At 41.9% G+C, this 18,477-nt stretch carries 17 protein-coding genes; 2 read left to right on the top strand and 15 right to left on the bottom strand.

The annotated features are described in order from the left end of the window. Positions 1 to 6 precede the first annotated feature (6 nt). The 12 genes from DZ860_RS00450 to pduA form a co-directional block, all read right to left on the bottom strand. Positions 7 to 369 carry a BMC domain-containing protein gene (locus DZ860_RS00450; protein WP_120028948.1) on the bottom strand — a complete coding sequence of 121 codons (363 nt, stop codon included), beginning with the start codon at positions 367 to 369 and terminating at the stop codon, positions 7 to 9. 27 nt (positions 370 to 396) lie between these two features. Beyond that, positions 397 to 1,494 carry an iron-containing alcohol dehydrogenase gene (locus tag DZ860_RS00445; protein ID WP_120028947.1) on the bottom strand — a complete coding sequence of 366 codons (1,098 nt, stop codon included), beginning with the start codon at positions 1,492 to 1,494 and terminating at the stop codon, positions 397 to 399. Positions 1,495 to 1,506: 12 nt separating this feature from the next. Then, positions 1,507 to 2,907: an aldehyde dehydrogenase family protein gene (locus tag DZ860_RS00440; RefSeq protein WP_120028946.1), complete on the bottom strand. Its 1,401-nt coding sequence runs from the start codon at positions 2,905 to 2,907 to the stop codon at positions 1,507 to 1,509. Between the two features lie 26 nt (positions 2,908 to 2,933). Continuing rightward, complete coding sequence (locus DZ860_RS00435) at positions 2,934 to 3,218, bottom strand: EutN/CcmL family microcompartment protein (RefSeq protein ID WP_120028945.1); 285 nt, start codon at positions 3,216 to 3,218, stop codon at positions 2,934 to 2,936. Further along, positions 3,169 to 3,708 carry a PduM family microcompartment protein gene (pduM, locus tag DZ860_RS00430; RefSeq protein ID WP_120028944.1) on the bottom strand — a complete coding sequence of 180 codons (540 nt, stop codon included), beginning with the start codon at positions 3,706 to 3,708 and terminating at the stop codon, positions 3,169 to 3,171. Before pduM ends, DZ860_RS00435 begins: the two co-directional genes overlap by 50 nt. Before the next feature lie 3 nt (positions 3,709 to 3,711). Continuing rightward, positions 3,712 to 4,341, bottom strand: a complete 630-nt coding sequence (gene pduL, locus DZ860_RS00425) for a phosphate propanoyltransferase (RefSeq protein WP_207890568.1) — start codon at positions 4,339 to 4,341, stop codon at positions 3,712 to 3,714. After that, entirely contained in the window at positions 4,338 to 4,847 is a 510-nt protein-coding gene (locus DZ860_RS00420; RefSeq protein WP_120028943.1) for a BMC domain-containing protein, read from the bottom strand. Before DZ860_RS00420 ends, pduL begins: the two co-directional genes overlap by 4 nt. 19 nt (positions 4,848 to 4,866) lie before the next feature. Then, a complete protein-coding gene (locus tag DZ860_RS00415) occupies positions 4,867 to 5,703 on the bottom strand; it encodes an MIP/aquaporin family protein (RefSeq protein ID WP_120028942.1) in 837 nt (278 codons plus the stop codon). Between the two features lie 13 nt (positions 5,704 to 5,716). Further along, positions 5,717 to 6,631 (bottom strand): glycyl-radical enzyme activating protein, encoded by a 915-nt coding sequence (locus DZ860_RS00410; protein WP_120028941.1) that lies wholly within the window; start codon positions 6,629 to 6,631, stop codon positions 5,717 to 5,719. Positions 6,632 to 6,740: 109 nt separating this feature from the next. Then, a complete protein-coding gene (locus DZ860_RS00405) occupies positions 6,741 to 9,269 on the bottom strand; it encodes a glycyl radical protein (protein ID WP_120028940.1) in 2,529 nt (842 codons plus the stop codon). A 14-nt stretch (positions 9,270 to 9,283) separates the two neighbouring features. Then, positions 9,284 to 10,120 carry a propanediol utilization microcompartment protein PduB gene (pduB, locus tag DZ860_RS00400; protein WP_120028939.1) on the bottom strand — a complete coding sequence of 279 codons (837 nt, stop codon included), beginning with the start codon at positions 10,118 to 10,120 and terminating at the stop codon, positions 9,284 to 9,286. After that, positions 10,120 to 10,410 (bottom strand): propanediol utilization microcompartment protein PduA, encoded by a 291-nt coding sequence (pduA, locus tag DZ860_RS00395; protein ID WP_120028938.1) that lies wholly within the window; start codon positions 10,408 to 10,410, stop codon positions 10,120 to 10,122. The genes pduB and pduA overlap by 1 nt, the downstream gene beginning before the upstream one ends. 318 nt (positions 10,411 to 10,728) lie before the next feature. Here pduA and DZ860_RS00390 point away from each other — a divergent pair, with 318 nt between their 5' ends. Together DZ860_RS00390 and DZ860_RS00385 are read left to right on the top strand one after the other, a co-directional pair. Next, on the top strand, positions 10,729 to 11,613 hold the full coding sequence (locus DZ860_RS00390) for a PocR ligand-binding domain-containing protein (protein WP_165862819.1): 885 nt from the start codon (positions 10,729 to 10,731) through the stop codon (positions 11,611 to 11,613). 722 nt (positions 11,614 to 12,335) lie between these two features. Next, positions 12,336 to 13,598 carry a hydroxymethylglutaryl-CoA reductase gene (locus tag DZ860_RS00385; RefSeq protein ID WP_120028936.1) on the top strand — a complete coding sequence of 421 codons (1,263 nt, stop codon included), beginning with the start codon at positions 12,336 to 12,338 and terminating at the stop codon, positions 13,596 to 13,598. A 63-nt stretch (positions 13,599 to 13,661) separates the two neighbouring features. Here the strand turns inward: DZ860_RS00385 and DZ860_RS00380 are convergent, their stop codons facing one another. The 3 genes from DZ860_RS00380 to DZ860_RS00370 all read right to left on the bottom strand — a co-directional run bounded on the left by DZ860_RS00380 (position 13,662) and on the right by DZ860_RS00370 (position 18,362). Continuing rightward, positions 13,662 to 14,447 (bottom strand): class I SAM-dependent DNA methyltransferase, encoded by a 786-nt coding sequence (locus tag DZ860_RS00380; protein WP_120028935.1) that lies wholly within the window; start codon positions 14,445 to 14,447, stop codon positions 13,662 to 13,664. A gap of 212 nt (positions 14,448 to 14,659) precedes the next feature. After that, on the bottom strand, positions 14,660 to 15,868 hold the full coding sequence (locus DZ860_RS00375) for a NupC/NupG family nucleoside CNT transporter (RefSeq protein WP_120028934.1): 1,209 nt from the start codon (positions 15,866 to 15,868) through the stop codon (positions 14,660 to 14,662). A gap of 418 nt (positions 15,869 to 16,286) precedes the next feature. After that, positions 16,287 to 18,362, bottom strand: a complete 2,076-nt coding sequence (locus tag DZ860_RS00370) for an alkyl/aryl-sulfatase (protein ID WP_120028933.1) — start codon at positions 18,360 to 18,362, stop codon at positions 16,287 to 16,289. Between the last annotated feature and the right edge of the window lie 115 nt (positions 18,363 to 18,477).

Genomic DNA, 18,477 nt, shown 5'->3' with positions numbered 1-18,477 from the left:
TCTTAACTAAGTTCTTGTCACTGGACATACTGCGAAATTCATACTTTTTCCCAGTATGTTCCGGACATCATTAAGGGCATATTCAACAGACGAAAGATCACCTTTTATTACCACTGAACCGCAATCAAAGTTCAGTTGCTCTATCATCACAGCTCCAGACTTCGCCGCTAGATCTGCAACTACAATCGCAGCTTCCCCGGGCGAGATAGTAATGATCCCGACGGAAGTTTCCTTTTGTTCACTGTGTCCAAGCATTGCAGCGACACGAGGTTCCAAATTTGCAATAAGATGAATCAACGTCACCTCTTTACCTGGTACATGTTCCTGAACAATACGATTTGAATTCGTGGTGATATTAGAGTCCATCATCTTTTTCGGTCCGTTAAAATTAGCCAGTTACAAAGCCGCGATTATTGCTTCAACACAGCTTCGTTTCGGTTGAATTGGATTCGTCGTTAATGTGATATCGTTTAAAACACAATCTGTCATATGTTGAATATGTTGCTGCTTTTCAGCCTCATCAACCACGCTAGACACATCAAAACCAACCTGTTCATACAGGCGACAAATTGCTTCGATTAATCGTTCAACACACTGAAGATCGTTCTCATAGGAACTTGCAAAACCAAGTGTACGAGCAAGACGTGCGTACCGAGCAGCCGCCTGTGTACTGTGACTGTTAAATCGAATCACAGGTAAAAGAACTAAACCATTAGCTCGACCATGGGGCACATGCATTGTCGCGCCAATTTGATGAGCAATGGCATGAGCAAGCCCCAATCCGGCATGGTTAAACGCAATGCCCGCTAAACAAGAGGCATTAAGTAAGCCACTTCTCGCTTGCTCATTATTGGGTTCAATTGTCGCCAATGCGAGGTATTGAAACACTAATCCAGCGGCTTTTTCAGCTAAAGCATCACTAAAGTGCGATGCGTTTATACCCACGATCGCTTCGATTGCATGAGTCAATACATCGATCCCAGTAGCCACGGTGACCTGAGATGGCACAGTGAACGTTTGCTTTGCATCCAAAATCGCTCGTTCTGGTAAAAGAGAACGGTCAAATAACGGGATTTTCTGATTCCTTTCAGGAATAGAAATTACACTGGCATTCGTCACTTCTGAACCAGTACCACTCGTTGTTGGAATCGCAATAAGGCTTAGCTTGTCGTATCCAAAATTAACCAAGGTATGGTTAATGGCCTTGGCTAAATCAATAGCCGACCCACCGCCATAAGCTATCAGTGTATTGGGCTTGAAGAGTTGCAATTCACGAATCCCAACCGCAATATCCGAAGCGGTTGGGTCCGGTTTCACTTTGGTAAATAGTTCTATTTTGTTGCGACTTGATAGAGAATGACAAATCTCTTTTAGATTCTCACTGTTAGCAAGAAAGCTGTCGCAAACAATTAAGATTCGTTTACCGTTCAAGTCTGAGAGCAGCTGGCTTGCATCTCCAATTTGTACTTCTGTGGGAATCGAAAAAGTAATCACTCTCCTCTCTCCTTATCGAACATTAAACGCTTTATTAAGGACACAGCGACGACTACGTGTGAATGTCGTTGCAGAAGTCGTTCCCTCACCCGTTGGGGTAGCGATAGTGAACGTGGTAAACCCTTCGCCGCCAACACCGATTCCCGCATAAGACGGAGCATTTTTCACGAAAATACTGGTTCTTAACGCACGAGCTGCGGTATTGAGATTATAAATATCTCTCGAGTGCATCGTAGCAGTATGCAAACACCCACGTTCTATTTTGACCGCGAGGCTTAGGGCTGCGTTAAAATCAGATGTGCGCACCATCGGCAATACTGGCATCAACTGTTCGATATAAAGCAGTGGGTGTTCCTCAGCCACTTCAAAGACCACTAATCTAGGCTCACCAGTGAACTCAATGTTGGCGGCTTTCAGGATTGTGGCTGGACTTCTGCCAATCATATCTTTATTGACGACACCGTTATCCATCACAATAGTGGACATTAAACGCGCTTTTTCGTCGCTATTTGTAATAACCCAAGCTCCATGATGAGCAAACTGATGCAAGAGCTCATCAGCGACACAACTCACTGCGACGCACGATTTTTCAGCAATACATGGCAAGTTATAGTCAAACGAAGCACCATCGATAATATCTTGAGCCGCTGTGCTAATGTCAGCGGTCGCATCAACGATTGTCGGTGGGTTCCCCTCACCAGCACCAATCACCTTTTTACCGGTTTTCATTGCCATATTAACGATACCGGGCCCACCAGTAACCGCCAAGAGTCGCACGTCTGCATGTTCCATCATCTCTTTTGTTGTATCAAATGTTGGCGTGTTAACACACACCACCACGTTGTGAATCCCTGTTACATTGAAAACAATCTCTTCAATTTTGCTAATTAGCCACATAGAGATATTTTTTGCACCAGGATGAGGGCTAAAGATAATGGTATTACCCGCTGCAACCATGCTAATCGTATTATTAATGATGGTTTCTGTTGGGTTTGTACTCGGTGCAATTGCTCCGATAACCCCATAAGGTGAGTGCTCGAATAGAGTCAGGCCATCATCACCCGTTAATGCGGTACTTCTCAAATCTTCCGTTCCAGGGGTGTTGTGCAGCGCCGCATGGTTCTTCTGAATTTTGTTTGGGATGTTGCCCATTTGGGTTTCATAGTGCGCATCTTCAGACAATTTAGGAATATACACATCCAACTGAACTCTAAGCTCATCGATAATAAGCTGACGCACTTTCAACGGTTGGCTGTCCAATGCATTGAACGCATCTTTACAGGCTGAAACTGCATCATTGACCAATTCAAAGTTTGCTCCGTAGCAAAAACCTTTTGCTGGAGAGTTGACTGAATAGCGTTTGCAGTTTTCTTCAATAATGTTATTTACCAACACACTAATGTCATCGGCCATTGGATTTTCCTTAAAATTCTATTTATTTAGTATTTATTCACCGTATCAACTATGCCAATCACGGCATAATCGATACCTTTATTGTTCGAATCAAAACATGACTGCGCTGGAGTGCCCTGAGACAGCAAAACCAAATCTCCTTTTCCACAACCAACCATGTCAACTGCAACTATTTCTTCATTCACCAAACTTTCATTACACACCCCCTCATCGGAGGTAATCACTTTATGTGCCAGCATCAATTTTTTCCCTGCAAGAGAATCAATTTTCTGTGTGACGACGACGGAGCCAACGATTTTTGCCAAGAGCATTTGCAAGGCCTCCCTTTTTGGTAATAAATGATATTTTGTGCCGCTGTATATGTTCCCTTGCCAAATAGGTCACCAAAGGCTTATCTACCGTTAACAGCCAACAATGCTCAAGCAAAGCGACATCTGAATAATCGATAATTGACGAGGTGATGGGCTCTACAGGCAATCCTTTATGATCTGTAATTTCAACAGGCAAGCTCACTAATGAATCCACAGACAGCATAGGTAACAGTTGTCTGTGGACCACCAGCTCAATTTTTATGCCTATGGCGATTGCATCAAAAAGGGTTTGAATTGCGGGCAAAGAAACATCAAATGAGAATAGTGCTTTTAGTAGAAAAGGATCCGGCAGTATTACACGAATTACTGTGATCAACTGTGGCTTCTCTATTTGAGTCATTAAGTGATTAATCCCTAATATAAGATCTTTCACTTGTACGTTGGCACACTCTCCATTCACAAAAATTTGTGTTGATGTCTGCTGATTCATCCGTTATTCGTCCCTAATAATGACCGCAAAATCTGCATTCCCAATCAATCCAGCAGCATTCGCTTCATCAGTATCTAAGTGCAGCTCCAGTGCACTGCTTGGATCCACTCTCACGATCACTTGATCAAAGCGAGTTTTTCTTTCGTCGCTATCAATGCCTACAGACACCTCTTGGTTGTCTGATAAACCGAAAATCAAAGCATCGAGAGGACTCATATGGATGTGTCTCTTCGCAACAATTACCCCCTCTTTGAGGGTGATTTCTCCACTATGGCTACGAATGGTCACGCCTGGCGTGCTCATAAGGTCACCCGATTGGCGTATCACCCCTTTAAGACCAAGCTCACGCGCATTAGTGAGAGATATCTCCAATTGCGAATACGATCTCAGTGGGCCCAAAATACGCACTCGTTCCAGCGTGCATTTCGGGCCAATGATGTCGACATATTGATTCGCAGCATAATGGCCCGGCTGACCTAACGGTTTCGCGACAGAAATAGGCTCATTGGGAAACAAGGTGTTATAGTCCTGCTCAGATAAATGAACATGCCTATTCGAAATCCCAATCGGTACTTTTCGGTTTCTTAGAACCTCAATAACCTCATTTGTTGCGGCTTCAATTTGATTCATCATTTACTGCTTCTTTTCCGTTTTGGGGCGTTTTTCTTACTATCACGTTTAACGGTTTCTGCCATTATTTCGAGTCCTGGCTCCACCTCTTCTGCAACCGTTTCAACCTGTTCTTTCGGCTCCAACACCTTAGCTTCAGGCAGCTTAATTATTAGCTCTTCGGTGTCGATTCGCTTTTGTTCGACTCCTTGGTCAATCTCATTAACCCGCTCAGCTAAAACAGGCTCAACTGGCACTACTTCGGTCAATAAACTCATCAATTCAGCATCCGGCCTCGCAATAACACGAAACGCAACTAACCCGTTATTTTTACGTGCTAAAGAGCTTCCGACATCAACAGCTGCTTTAACCGCACCAACATCCCCCATCACTTTGATTTGTATCCAAGCAATCCCATTGGCGTTTTCTGTACCAATCAATTCAACATTGGCCGATTTAACCATGGCATCAGCTACCGTGATGGCGAGTGCAAGCCCATGAACCTCTACAAACCCATAAGACTTTTTCATATAAATCTCTCTTTAATTCCTAAACAAATTCTTCCGTCACAATCTTTGGTGGCTCAATGTCATCAATGTTGGTGGCTTTAGGTTTGGAAAATGCGAGTAAATACAACTTAATCCCAATGAGTGCTCCAACTATAGGTGCGACGATTGGGACTAGGAAATACGGCACATCACGCCCCCCCGTGAATGCGATATCACCCCAGCCAGCTAGATAAGCGAACACTTTCGGCCCAAAATCTCGAGCAGGGTTCATAGCGAATCCAGTCAGCGGCGCTGTCGCCCCACCAATAACAGCAACAAGTAGACCAATCAGCATTGGTGCAAGAGGTCCTCTAGGGAGACCGTTATTGTCATCCAATAGCGCCATAATCAGCATCATTAACACGGCTGTTATAATGGTTTCGATCAACGCAGCATGAGCAACGGTTAAGTTAGGGTTGGCGTAAGTCGAAAAGATGGAAGCTAACGCTAAGCTCTCTTCTGAACCACGGGTGATATTGTTTGCTACCTCATAGGCTTCAAATAAACTGGAATAACATAGGTAGGCAAGCTCAGCGCCAATGAATGCCCCTAAAACTTGGGCGATGATATAAGGCAATACTTTCTTTCGATCAAAGCCAGCACAAGCCCACAAGGCAATGGTCACGGCCGGATTTAAGTGTGCACCAGACACACCAGCAGTTAAATAAATCGCTAGGGCAAAAGCGATACCCCAGATGATACATATTTCCCAAATTCCAATTGCCGAACCGGTGAGAGTTGCGACACTGACACATCCAGCCCCTAAAAATAATACAAAGGCTAAACCAATCATTTCAGCAACACATTGTCTTAATGTTTCTTTGTCTATAAATTTCATCGTTAATTCCTATTTATCCGCCAATTTGGCAAATGAACCCAAATGATTCGGCTATGCTTTTATAGCGTTCCATTTCTATTTTTGAAGGTGAATTTAAACCAATAATTTCGTAGTCTTTTCCAAGTAAATCATATTTATTCTGCCCATAATTATGGTATGGCAATAAATTAATCTTCTGTACTTTATTTAAATGCTTAACAAAACTTGCAATAGCTTTAATACTTTTATCATCAGCATTAAAACCGGGAATAACAGGGATTCTAATAACTATTTCTTTAGCAAGCTCTGCAATAATCAATGCATTTTTTAAGACCACTTCACTCTTTATACCTACTTGCTCTTCCATAGGTTGTGAGTAAAATGATTTAATATCTAAAAGCACTAGGTCAAGCTGAGGTATAATTCGGTGCAACACTTCAACTGGCGCTACGCCTGTGGTTTCCATTGCGGTATGTAAACCACGCCCTTTTGCACCAAGAATCAATGCTTCGGCAAAGTCAGGTTGAGACAATGGCTCGCCACCAGAGAGTGTAATTCCCCCTCCAGAACGGCGAAAATGTACAGAATCTTTAGTCACTTCATCTAAAATATCTTTAACTGAGTCTATATTTCCAGATTTTGTTAATGCCGTCGTAGGACAAATATCAGAGCAAGCACCGCAATTAATACACTTATCTCTATCTATTAATCCTTTGTTTTGAAGGCTAATCGCTTTGTGACTACAAATATCAATACATTTGCCACAGGATATACAACTACTTTTATCGAATAAAATAGTGGTTGAAAATTCTTGAGACTCTGGGTTGCTACACCATTTACAAGAAAGAGGACAACCTTTAAAAAAAACGATGGTTCTAATTCCTGGGCCATCGTGAATTGAAAACTTCTGTATGTTAAATACACAACCTTTCACTTCTTGCACATTCATTACACAGCACCTTATTATGATAGCTTTTAATAGTCCTAATAATCATGTCGGTGAATAAAACTAATTATTAGTAATGGCAGCCTACCAATTGTAGGCTGCCATGAGAGGGTTAGAACATGTGTTCTGTTCTCTCAATAATGTCATCTTGAATACTCTTATCGAGTGAGATGAACTGGGCGCTGTAACCTGCAATACGAACCACGAGATCACGGTACTTTTCAGGATCTTTCTGTGCTGCTTGCAATATTTCTTTATTAATCACGTTGAACTGGACGTGCATCCCTTTTTGGTCAAAGTAACCACGGATCAAACAGCACATATTCTGCAGACCTTTTTCACCCTCAAGAGCTGATGGGTGGAACTTCTGGTTATACAATGTGCCATTCGACGCTAAGAAGTGATCAAGTTTAGCGACCGAGTTTGTTGCTGCCGTAGGACCACTTCTATCCATACCGCGACTTGGAGATACCCCATCAGCCAAGGGTTCATTGGCCAATCGACCATCTGGAGTCGCGCCAACGACGGTTCCCATCAGTACGTTAATAGATGCTGGATACAAGCCTGCTTGGAACTGACCACCGCGAGGGTTGGTGTATTTTTCTACCTCACGACAATAAATCGCTGCACCTTCGCGAGTTAGAATATCAACCTCGTCGATATCATTACCAAACTTAGGAGCATCAAGTAATGATTGGCGGATACCATTGTCGTTATGACTTGATTGCGGCAGTGATGCTGATTGAGCCACGGCACCAGCAATAGAACTTATATCAGATGGCAGAGAACCACTCTCCTCCAGCACCTTCTTGACTGCTTCCATCACCGCGTCAAACGCTTGATCTTTGTTACCTACAGGTGCTGTTGCCCCTGCTGCGTAGCCAAAGTTGTTATCAATCGCTGTTTTCACTTGTTGAAGAGTCAATTTACCCTCATCAAAGACAAGTTTCTTAATCGCAGCAAATGAATCACCTACGTTTGAAGCGCCAACCCCTTGAGGGCCACTAAAGTTATAGACCGCACCACCTTCTTGCAGTGATTTACCACTACCGATACAGTCATCCACCATGCAAGATAGGAATGGCAGAGGGCAACGCTCAGCATGTGAAATATCAACACAGTTATCAGCGGTAATCATATGGAAAACAAAGTGCTCGGCTTGTTTTTGGTATGAAGCCAACAACTCATCCATGCTAGTAATGCTTTCCAAACTAGGCGTCACAGGACCTAATTGCTTGTCGCCTGACTTACCACCATTTAGGGTGATTTCTAGCAATTTACCAAGGTTGAAGAACGCGGAATCATGCCAACCTTCTGTCTTACCAGGACACTGTGGTTCCACACAGCCGATAATGCCGTAATTACGCGCATCTTTAAGCTCAAGGCCACGGCTTACCAATGCGGTAACAATGACTTCATCATTATAAAATGCAGGTACACCAAGACCTAAACGACTCAATTCAGATGATCTCAACAAAAACTCATCTGGTGATTTTGACCATACACGCACGGAGAATGAGGGTTGTGGCAAAGCTACGTGTGCTGTCGCTGTCATACTCATGTAAGACAATTTGTTGGTTGCATCTACACCGTTCGAGTTTTGACCACCTACGATCAAGTTCTGGAACATTGGGTAGCCACCAAACGCTTTCGTTGATACTTCGTCACGTACTTTGTTAATGTCGTTCAACTTAACCCAAATACTGTCAAGTAGTTCTTGTGCGTCTTGTTCTGAAATAGTTTTATCCATTTCAAAATATGGGTTCATATATTGGTCGAAGCGTCCTGGTGAAATAGAGTGGCCATTTGATTCCAAGCCAATCAGTAGTTGTACAAACCAGAATGACTGACACGCTTCATAAAAGTTTGTTGCTCCGTTTTCAGGAACTCTTTCACAGATATCAGCAATTTTTAGCAGCTCATCACGACGTACACCTGCTGCGGTTTGAGCCATCTCTTTCGCTTTAACAGCGTAACGGCGTGCAAACTGAATCGCCGCATTACAAGAGATGATAACCCCTTTTAGAAACTGCTCTTTCTTGATGTAGTCTGGGTCTGTTTTATCCGATTTTTGAATAACTTCAGCCACTTCACGAATGATACCGCCATAACCCATTTTCAGGATCTTCGCATAATCAACCGAAATATGACCCACACCGTTCATGTAGTAGTTACCAACTGTGAACACGTTCTCGCTCATGCACTCTTTTGTCGCTGTCGACATATAAGAGGTCGCTAGTTCACTGGTCGTTTTTCCTTGCCAGTAAGGAAAAACTACTTCGCGAAGTTTCTGTTTATCTTGTTCTGAAATCTGAAACGCATCGCCGTTACGTTTTCCAATGCGTTCAAATTCATCTTCAATCCAAGTATTAGAAAACTCAGGATAAACTTGAGAAGAGCGAGGCTCTACTGTCGCACTACCAACTATCAATTCGCCTTCACGAATAATGATAGGTAATTCAGCCAAAATACGCTCAAACGCTTTCGCACGGCGAATGATTGTCGGTAAGCCGTCTGTTTCCAGATAGGATTTTGTGATCGAAATAGCACGATCCGTTTCAATACGTGGGTTAGCACTCAGGATCTGTTCTTTCAGAGCCAAAATACGTGCCGTTGGTTGACCAAAACCTTTGTTCATCATGTCAGTGTCCTTACTTAAATGTATGACTTATCAGTGGAAGGTTTGACTTCACCACCCAAGGTACCTAGAAGATTAATGCCCACATCTCTCGCCGTGGCCACCGCTTGACGAACCGCTCCTGCATCACCAGAAACAACCAAAATGACTTCGTTAGAATAGCTTGTACCATTACCCGGAGAGCTAAATGCCACGGTTTCAACGTTGGCAGATTTTACTGCCGCATCCGCCATCAAAACGCCAATCGCAGCAGGAGCACCAACGATCACACCACACGCTCGACCAATCGGGGCACCAAAAGCTGTATTGAGTGCATGGCTTGCTCGCGCACTATATTGCAGCTCAATATGGCCCGCTTCGTTGGCATATACATCACCAAAAGTGCGCTCTAATTCATTAAGCGCAACTTCAACAGCGCGTTTAACATCAGAAACATCATGACCGCCAAATAAGATTAATGAACCGTGGCCCGCACCACCTTTCGTATCTCTTGGTAATTCAATCTTGATGACTTCAGTATTTGTGGCTTTTACCGCCTCATCAGCAGCCATAATATGAGGGCCTGCGCCGGTACGGGCACCAAGAATACCGATAGAGCGGTATTGCTTATCAAGCTTCATAATTTCAAGCAATTCGTTATCAACATTGGCAATAACTAAACCAATCGTGTCACCGATTGCGGTGCCGACGAACTCGGTCATCGCACTTTTTTTAATCGTCATAGCAGGCCCTTGTTTTACTTCTTGTACAGAGGTTTCAACATAAATGTTGTTTGATTTGTTACCATCACCGAAGTCACCGACTTGTTCCATAACTTGGGCAACAATGTCCTCTAAAGATGGTTGTGAGCTCATCACTTAGTATCCTTAGTCGATTTAGGTAGGATCGCTTCCACATCCGTATGTGGGCGAGGAATAACGTGAACAGCAATCACTTCACCTACATCTTTGGCCGCACAAGCACCCGCATCCGTTGCTGCTTTTACCGCACCAACATCACCACGAACTACCACTGTAATAAGACCTGAACCAATTTTTTCATATCCGACAAGATGGACATTAGCTGATTTAACCATTGCATCAGCGGCTTCAATTGCTGCAGTCAGACCTTTTGTTTCTACCATTCCTAGAGCTTCTTGTTGCATATCCTGTATCCTTTTTTAATAATGGGGGTAATTAGTTTTTTCCGACAAAAGAACAATAAAATATATGGATAGCAATTTGTTGTTATTAAAAATTATCTCAATAAAAAAATATTAACCTCGGATAGCAATATATTCTTATTTTTCATGTTCTTTATATTAATTTAAGAAATTCATATGAATATATTGTTTTTTTATTAGTTTTAATGATTTAAAAACGAGAGTTCTATCAAGTAAAATTTTTAAGGGTATTGTTATATTGTATTGGTCCAATCACATCTTTAGTTAGATTAAAACAATATGACAACGTTGAAAGATTCAATGGAAGAAGTTAAAAATATAGTTTATGACTTTTCGCATTCAACTGAGTTAGCGACTGTCTTAGTTGATATACAAGGGAATGAGATATCTGAAAGATCGAACTTCTCAGATTTTTGCAATAAAATCAGAGAAGACAATAAGTACTTTCAGATCTGCAAAAATTGCGACCGCACAGGCGGAATTAACTCATTGAAAGAAAAGAAAATAAAATGCTACACTTGCCACGCCGGTTTAGTGGACTTCTCTGTGCCTGTCATCCAAAATGGTAACCTTCTCGGTTTCATTCAATGTGGTCAAGCCAAGATTGAGAATCATAGTCAACCTAATATTGAACAATATAAAAACTCTCTACTCAGTCAATCCAGTAATTTACGAATCTTACATAATAAAATAAAATCAGTCTCCAGCAGTAAAATAGATTCTTCAGTTAATATTATTTCACGATTAGTAAATCATGATATACATCAAATATTAAAAAACATTGATGAAGATGATTTACTTTCCAGTAACGAAATACATACAATTCGATCATTGAACTATCAACTTCATATTAACGAAGCACAAGAGTTTATCAAAAAAAACCTACATTCTTCAGTATCTTTGGAGCATGTATCCCATCATGTAAACTTAAGTCCTCAATACTTTTGTAGAATATTCAAAAAGAATACAGGTATTGGCTTCAGCGATTATGTAAATAAGCAAAAATTAATTAGAGCGGATCGACTTTTATGCGAGGAGAAACTCACTATAGAAGAGGTAGCCAAAGCTTCTGGTTTTGGTAGCTCGAGTTATTTTATCAAACAATTTAAAAATCATTTCGATATGACACCTAAGGAATATCAGGTTTCTATAAAAAATAGAGAACATCCGATTAATTGTTGCTAGTGCACCGTATTAGTCTTCAATAAGCACTGCTTGACTACATTTATTGGCCGACAAATCTAGCTTTATGAGAAAATCCTCATAGATAAGAGATTATTCCACTACACACCCATCCAGACACAAAAACCAGTAGCGGAATTGGTTTAGAACGTTTATTAAGGATATTGATCCAATAAATGGTGTGCTACTGCCAATCCCAGAAAGAATGGTTCGCGCCAAGAATTAAGTAATCGAAAAGTAGTACTTATAAAATGAATTTCTAATTACAACGAGCAGACATATTCTAATGAAAAAAGTATCAAGCTTTCTACTGTGGCCGTATCCGATACTGTAGATAGCGATAGTGCATCCATCGCCATCAAAGTGAAAGGAGTACTCTATAGTAACGCTGTATCGAAACCCATTTTCAGCCAACGTTACCCATACAAAATTATTTGTAACATCTTAAATAGTATTTAACAGCACAAGTCCATTGAGATTAAGTCAATGATTTATCGATAAAAACCTCAATATATTATTTATTCCACTCCAATCTTGGGGATTTTCATCGTCCTGCTCCAACCACTTACCGATTCAAGTTAGTTAGAATAACGTACGACTCAACATAACCAGTACAAAATAACGAATACAAAACCTTGATTATAGAGTTAGCATCATAATCAAGCTCGATATCACTGAATTAAGCTGTGCCACTATCTAAGTTGTGCCTAGAAAGAAATATTTGTATGCCTAAACTGAATTTAAACAGTGCCCACAATGGTACTGCATTCTCTGATATTGATACCTGTGATAACGTGCGATCGACATTAGAACCTAAGTTCCACCAGCCAAGCAGAAAGCTATGCCGCAGCGGCTCTCTCACCGACAAAAATATTGAACGCCGCTGGCAAGTATTAGCATCTATGACAGATAAAGATCTGTTACTTGATCCTTTTACTCAGCAACATTGTCATCAGTATTCCCATAATATAGAACACTTTATTGGCACCGTTAACCTACCTGTTGGTATCGCAGGACCACTTCGTATTAATGGTTTATTCGCTAATGACGACTATCTCGTGCCCTTGGCAACAACAGAGGCTGCTTTAGTCGCCTCTTATCATCGTGGTTCACAGTTAATCACGGCCTCCGGGGGAGCGAGTGCCATGTTAATTAACGAGGGCGTAAGTCGAACCCCTGTCTTTGCTTTTCGTTCATTGTCGGAAGCGGCATTATTTGTCAGTTGGGTTGTAACGCAATACGAAACGTTCCGCACAATTGCTCAATCAACCACTTCTCATGGAAAACTCAAAGATATCAACGTTAACATGGAAGCAAATCATGTTTATTTGGTGTTTGAGTACCTAACGGGCGATGCATCAGGTCAAAACATGGTGACCATAGCAACACACAAGGTCTTCAGTTACATTCTAGAGCACAGCCCTGTCGCACCAGCCAATGCATACTTAGATGGTAACTTGTCTGGAGACAAGAAAGCTAACGTCTATACACTACGGTCAGTGCGGGGCAAAAAAGTATCAGCTGAAGTGACAATACCAGCGAGTTTAATCAACAAATATCTGCATACCACACCAGAAAATATGGTGAAGTTCACGCAAATCAATACCGTTGGCGGTTTGCTAAGTGGTTCTATTGGTATCAATGCTCATTACGCGAATGCACTAACAGCACTCTATATTGCTTGCGGTCAAGATGCTGCCTGTGTCGCCGAATCGGCGATTGGGATCACCCGTATGGAAGTCACCTCCAATGGCGATCTTTATGCTTGCGTTACCTTACCCAATATTATGGTGGGAACCGTTGGCGGCGGCACCGGATTACCAACGCAAAAGGCTTGTCTTGATATTCTAGGCTTACACGGAAATGGCAATGCTAAAGCTCTTGCTGAAGTTGCAGCAGGTTTATGTCTTTCAGGAGAGCTTTCCATTATTGGCGCGTTTAGTGCTGATCATTTTTGCCGAGCACACCATAAGTTAGCCCGTAAATAATCTTAAAATAGATAACAGCAGAGACAACAAAGCCAGCGGGGTATCGCTGGCTTCTAAAAAAGTTTAGCGCTTCACACACACAAAGAAAGCATTACCCGATTGACCATCCCAAGGTAAGATCTTCTCGTAATCGTGCTCAAAAATATGCACTTCAAAATAAGGTTCTAATAACGCACTTAACTCATCGTAGTTAACAGCAACCATTGGGTGCTCATCATTCCACATCTGTTTTTCTAGATCAGTATGCTTTTCAATGCTCAAGGTTAAAAACTGCTGTTCACCTTGTCCACTGTATTTCCAACCAGAACTGAAGACAAATTCACTCTCATCGTGCATCGCACTATGGCGTACGAAAGAACGGTTATCAATTTTGTTTCGATTGACTGAATTAAAACAAAGCATCCCGCCATCGGCTAATGCGGCATGAGCATGGGCAATGCACTGTTTTAAGTTTTCAATACCATCACTGTAGTGGATGGAATAAAGAAAACATGTAATCAAATCCAGTGGTTGTTCCACTGTAAAATTACACATATTGTGTAATATAAAATCCGCTTCTGGGCAGCGAACTTTAGCCAGATCGAGCATCGGCTGGTTAAGATCCAACCCGCTACTTTGGTAACCAAAATCAAGGAAATGTCGAATATGTGGACCAGTACCACAGGCTAAATCCAAATGTCGTTTACCTGAATTACCAAACAATTGGTGTAGTCTACGAACGTAGCTACTCTGGGCTTGGTAATCGATGTCAGCACACATCAAATCATAGTAACTAGAAAGGTCGGTATAAAGGGCGTTTGAAGGAATAGTACCCAATGTTAGATGCTCATAAATAATTCGGCTGCGCATCCTATATCAATTGCTCATATTTACGAAGAAAAATAATCACCCGTTGCTTTCGATTTATTCTTCGTTGTTAAATCCTTGCGAATTGATGGTAAAAAACAAGCATAAATTCAATGATATAACTAAGATAATGGCTTATGTAGCCTCTTCATTAAAGCCTGAACTAAAATCATGAGAGCCCATTACCATTAGATAATGAGCTCTCTATTAATCACCTACAACGCGACAAATAAACCAGCTAACGCGGCGCTCATCATGTTGGCCAGTGTTGCGGCAGCGACGGCACGAAAACCAAGCTGCGCAACTTCTTGTCGACGCTCTGGAGCCATTGCATTGATAGAGCCAAGCTGGATGGCAATCGAACCAATATTTGCGAAACCACACAATGCGAAAGTAATGATAATTTGGCTATGAGCCGATAAGGTCTCTTTGATTTGTACAAAATCTAAAAACGCAACAAACTCATTCAAAATAGTTTTTTGACCAATCAATGCTCCCGCTTGTAGCACTTCATTCATCGGGATCCCCGCGAAAAATGCCAATGGCGCAAATAAATAACCAAAGATAACTTGAAGTGTCAGGTTATCGATACCAAACCAAAAACCCACAGTTTCAAAGCCCGCATTAACCATCGCGATCACACTAACGAATGCGATCAGCATGGTACCTACCGCCACAGCGACTTTTACGCCATTCATTGCACCTGTCGCTAACGCATCAATAGCATTGCTGTCGGTACTTTTTTCCAACTCAATTTTTCCTTGAGCTGCCGAGACTTCACGCTCAGGAACCAATATCTTCGCCATTAATAGACCACCTGGTGCAGCCATAAAGCTAGCGGCAATCAGGTATTTAAGTTCGATACCAAGTGCCGCGTATCCCCCTAATACCGAGCCTGCTACAGATGCCATTCCACCAACCATAACCGCAAACAATTCAGAGCGTGTCATTTTAGGAAGAAATGGACGAACAACCAAAGAAGCCTCACACATTGAAAGGAAGATATTACTTGTCGCAGCAAGAGATTCGACTTGAGACGTACCAAGCAAGCGTGAAATTCCACCACCGATCACGGTAATCAGTTTTTGCATCACACCAAGGTAATACAACAGGGAAATAATTGAAGAAAGGAAGATAATTAAAGGTAGGACGCGAATAGCAAAAATGAAGCTTCCTGTTGCCAATTCCCCAAACATAAAGCCAATACCTTGATCGGCAAATGACAGTAGCCCCGATATGCCATTGCTGACTGAACCAAGCAATGATTGACCAAGAGGAAAATAAAGGACCAGTGCAGCAAAACCTGCCTGAAGAGAAAATGCACCGATTACAGTACGCCAATTTATGCTGCGACGACTGTCTGAAAGTGCATACGCACACGCTAATAAGACCAGTATGCCGGCCAAGCTGTATAAGAATTGCATTATGTTACCTTGCTATGTATCTGTATTTGGGCGGGGCAAAAAATTGACGCGCACAGGCATAAGCAACATGGCAATTTGATGCGAAATGTTGTCTTTACCCTAAGGCGAATTTCAGGCCCGTAATTGCTTACAGTTACGCTGGGCCCAGTTCCTTGGGGCAAGTCTCCATTTAGCAGCCGAGTGAAAGCTGGTTAAGTATTATCCGCGCCTTGTTGGTTTAAGTTTTCAAGACTGCGTACCTAACTGGGCGCGGAGTATACTGACAGTTATAACATGTGACAATGATCACTTTTGTTAAAAGATAATCCCGTGAGAATTTCACAGAAAATGGTTAAAAAACAAACTTCAAATAAACAAAAAATCTCAGCAAGAGTACTCTCTCTGAGATTTTTCGGTTTTGACTATCTAATGAGCGATATTAATGCACGTGCTGAGTGGATTCTTGTTGATATAACTGCGCATCGATTTCTTCACCTTGATTCGGGCGCGGCACAATCTCAAACGATGCATCAGCCTCGGTTAAAGAAGACAATAGTTTATTAATCGACGCACTATCCCCTTTCACTGTCGCGGTCTTACTCTCTAACAACGCCGTTAATGTCGTTTGATTGAGAATAATCTCTGAGACATTTTGCTTGTTGATGACTAACGTACTGTCTGCATCTTGTAACTCGGTCACCTGAATATTACTCAAATTACCGTTCGACATTTCAACATAGTAGAACTCATTCACATCTGGCAATTGGATGTTCATAGTGAACGGTGTATTTTGTGCTTTCAGTGAGTCCACTTTTACCGCTAAATAATCGAGCAAGTTTTCTATAGTCATATTAGCTAGGACATCTGGTGAAGCGGTTTTCGGTGTCCCTGGCTGAGTACCAACTCGCAACTCTTGGGCTCCCGTTAAGTAAATATTTCTCCATCCGGCCCCCTCTGATTGATAACCCAATTGCTCATACGTATCCGCCAAGAGACCACGTGCTTTTTTATTTTCCGGTTCTGCTTGTACGACTTTATTCAACACAGTCGCAACAAATCGGTACTCACCTTGTTTAAAGTCTTGTTTCGCTTTTGTAATGACGGCTTCGCTTCCCCCCATATATTCAACAAATTTAACCGATTCAGGGTGAACTTGTAGAGGGTTTAAGTTGGCTGGATTCATATCAAAATATCCAAGGTACATGTTGTATACTGCACGAGCATTGTGTGAGTAGGTGCCATGATAACCATTGGTGTGCCACGATTGCTGAATGCTCTCTGGCATTACTTTATAGATTTCATCACCAATGTCTTGCAATACAACACCATTGTTGGCTAATCGTAGCGTTTGATTGTGAGTGAAGCCGTAAGCATCACGCTGCATTTTGAGGTAAGTTTCAATTTCTTCTCCTCCCCAAATTGGCGCAGAGTGGGAAGCAAACAGAACATCGGTTTCATCCCCCCAAGTCACTAACATTTCATTGATCTTTTTCGACCATTTCAAACCATCACGAACTTTTGCACCACGCAGAGTATAGATATTGTGCATACCTTGATAGGTTAGCTCACCGCTCCAGAGCGCTTTCATGCTTGGTATATATGTCACCATTTCAGACGCAGCTTCTGTACCAGAGGAATCCATAAATTGCATTTCTAAACCATCAATAACCAGCGTCTCGATCTCTTGCTCATGATTTAGTTCATAGTCTGGTAGAACATAGGTAATGGTTCCAGTAGAGAGCCCTTTCGCAAGCGCAGCATCCACTATGCCATGTTCATGTCGATTGAGCGTAGAGCCATACTGATAAGCAGCTCTACGTGACATAGCGTTGCCAGCCAACACATTCTCATCAACAATTTCTTTGGTTATGTTTTTCGAACCATACACTTTGATATTAGGAAATGCTTCTTTAATCGCTCGAGCACCACCAAAGTGGTCAGCATGTGAGTGGGAATAGATCATAGCGACAACAGGAAGGTCCCCACCCTCTGGAACATTATTTTGGAAGAATTTAAGTGATTTTTCAGCGGCTTCTTGAGTAAGAAGTACATCATAAGCAATCCAACCATTATCACTACGAATAAAAGAAAGAGAGGCTAAATCAGCGCCACGCACTTGGTAAACTTTTCCGGGAATAACTTCATATAACCCCTCGGCTGCTTGATTGAGCACCGCTTGTCGCCAAAGAGATGGGTTGACAGAATCTGGAGCTTGGTCTGCGTTGGCAACACTTGGGTCAATGAAATCAAAACTGTTACGAATAATATCGCCAGTATCTTGATCAAAGGAAGCAATCAGGCCACGATTATTATTTTCAAATGCCCGGGTATCTGAAAAGTTAAGTGTTTGGGCAAACTCGCTATTGGCTTTGATTGTCATTTCAGTGGCATCTTTTCCTCCCTGCTCACCAATGTCGCTAAAGTGCGCATGGTTATGATCAGCAGCCGTGGCAGGAAAAGTCAGTGAGATTGCGATAAACAAAGATGCGTTTTTGAATGTGCGTGAAGTTGTCATAAGTGCCTCTTCAATCTGTTTTCATTACGATGTTCGATTTGATGAGATGAGTATATGGCGAAGACACATAGCTAAAAATAAAGTAAGCTTTATTTAACACATCAGATTTCGTTAT

This window comes from Vibrio sinensis, assembly GCF_003605645.1.
Classification (GTDB): Bacteria; Pseudomonadota; Gammaproteobacteria; order Enterobacterales; family Vibrionaceae; genus Vibrio; species Vibrio sinensis.
The sequence above is the reverse complement of the archived record's forward strand: the minus strand, read 5'-3'. Positions and strand labels throughout refer to the sequence as shown.

Bases quoted from the DNA above. Each gene is read 5' to 3' on its own strand.
- DZ860_RS00410 (WP_120028941.1), bottom strand. From the start codon at position 6,631: ATGAATGTGCAAGAAGTGAAAGGTTGTGTATTTAACATACAGAAGTTT.
- DZ860_RS00370 (WP_120028933.1), bottom strand. From the start codon at position 18,362: ATGACAACTTCACGCACATTCAAAAACGCATCTTTGTTTATCGCAATC.
- pduA (WP_120028938.1), bottom strand. From the start codon at position 10,410: ATGCAACAAGAAGCTCTAGGAATGGTAGAAACAAAAGGTCTGACTGCA.
- pduB (WP_120028939.1), bottom strand. From the start codon at position 10,120: ATGAGCTCACAACCATCTTTAGAGGACATTGTTGCCCAAGTTATGGAA.
- DZ860_RS00420 (WP_120028943.1), bottom strand. From the start codon at position 4,847: ATGAAAAAGTCTTATGGGTTTGTAGAGGTTCATGGGCTTGCACTCGCC.
- DZ860_RS00390 (WP_165862819.1), top strand. From the start codon at position 10,729: ATGGAAGAAGTTAAAAATATAGTTTATGACTTTTCGCATTCAACTGAG.
- pduM (WP_120028944.1), bottom strand. From the start codon at position 3,708: ATGAATCAGCAGACATCAACACAAATTTTTGTGAATGGAGAGTGTGCC.
- DZ860_RS00385 (WP_120028936.1), top strand. From the start codon at position 12,336: ATGCCTAAACTGAATTTAAACAGTGCCCACAATGGTACTGCATTCTCT.
- DZ860_RS00450 (WP_120028948.1), bottom strand. From the start codon at position 369: ATGATGGACTCTAATATCACCACGAATTCAAATCGTATTGTTCAGGAA.
- DZ860_RS00440 (WP_120028946.1), bottom strand. From the start codon at position 2,907: ATGGCCGATGACATTAGTGTGTTGGTAAATAACATTATTGAAGAAAAC.
- DZ860_RS00375 (WP_120028934.1), bottom strand. From the start codon at position 15,868: ATGCAATTCTTATACAGCTTGGCCGGCATACTGGTCTTATTAGCGTGT.
- DZ860_RS00415 (WP_120028942.1), bottom strand. From the start codon at position 5,703: ATGAAATTTATAGACAAAGAAACATTAAGACAATGTGTTGCTGAAATG.
- DZ860_RS00435 (WP_120028945.1), bottom strand. From the start codon at position 3,218: ATGCTCTTGGCAAAAATCGTTGGCTCCGTCGTCGTCACACAGAAAATT.
- DZ860_RS00405 (WP_120028940.1), bottom strand. From the start codon at position 9,269: ATGATGAACAAAGGTTTTGGTCAACCAACGGCACGTATTTTGGCTCTG.
- DZ860_RS00380 (WP_120028935.1), bottom strand. From the start codon at position 14,447: ATGCGCAGCCGAATTATTTATGAGCATCTAACATTGGGTACTATTCCT.
- pduL (WP_207890568.1), bottom strand. From the start codon at position 4,341: ATGATGAATCAAATTGAAGCCGCAACAAATGAGGTTATTGAGGTTCTA.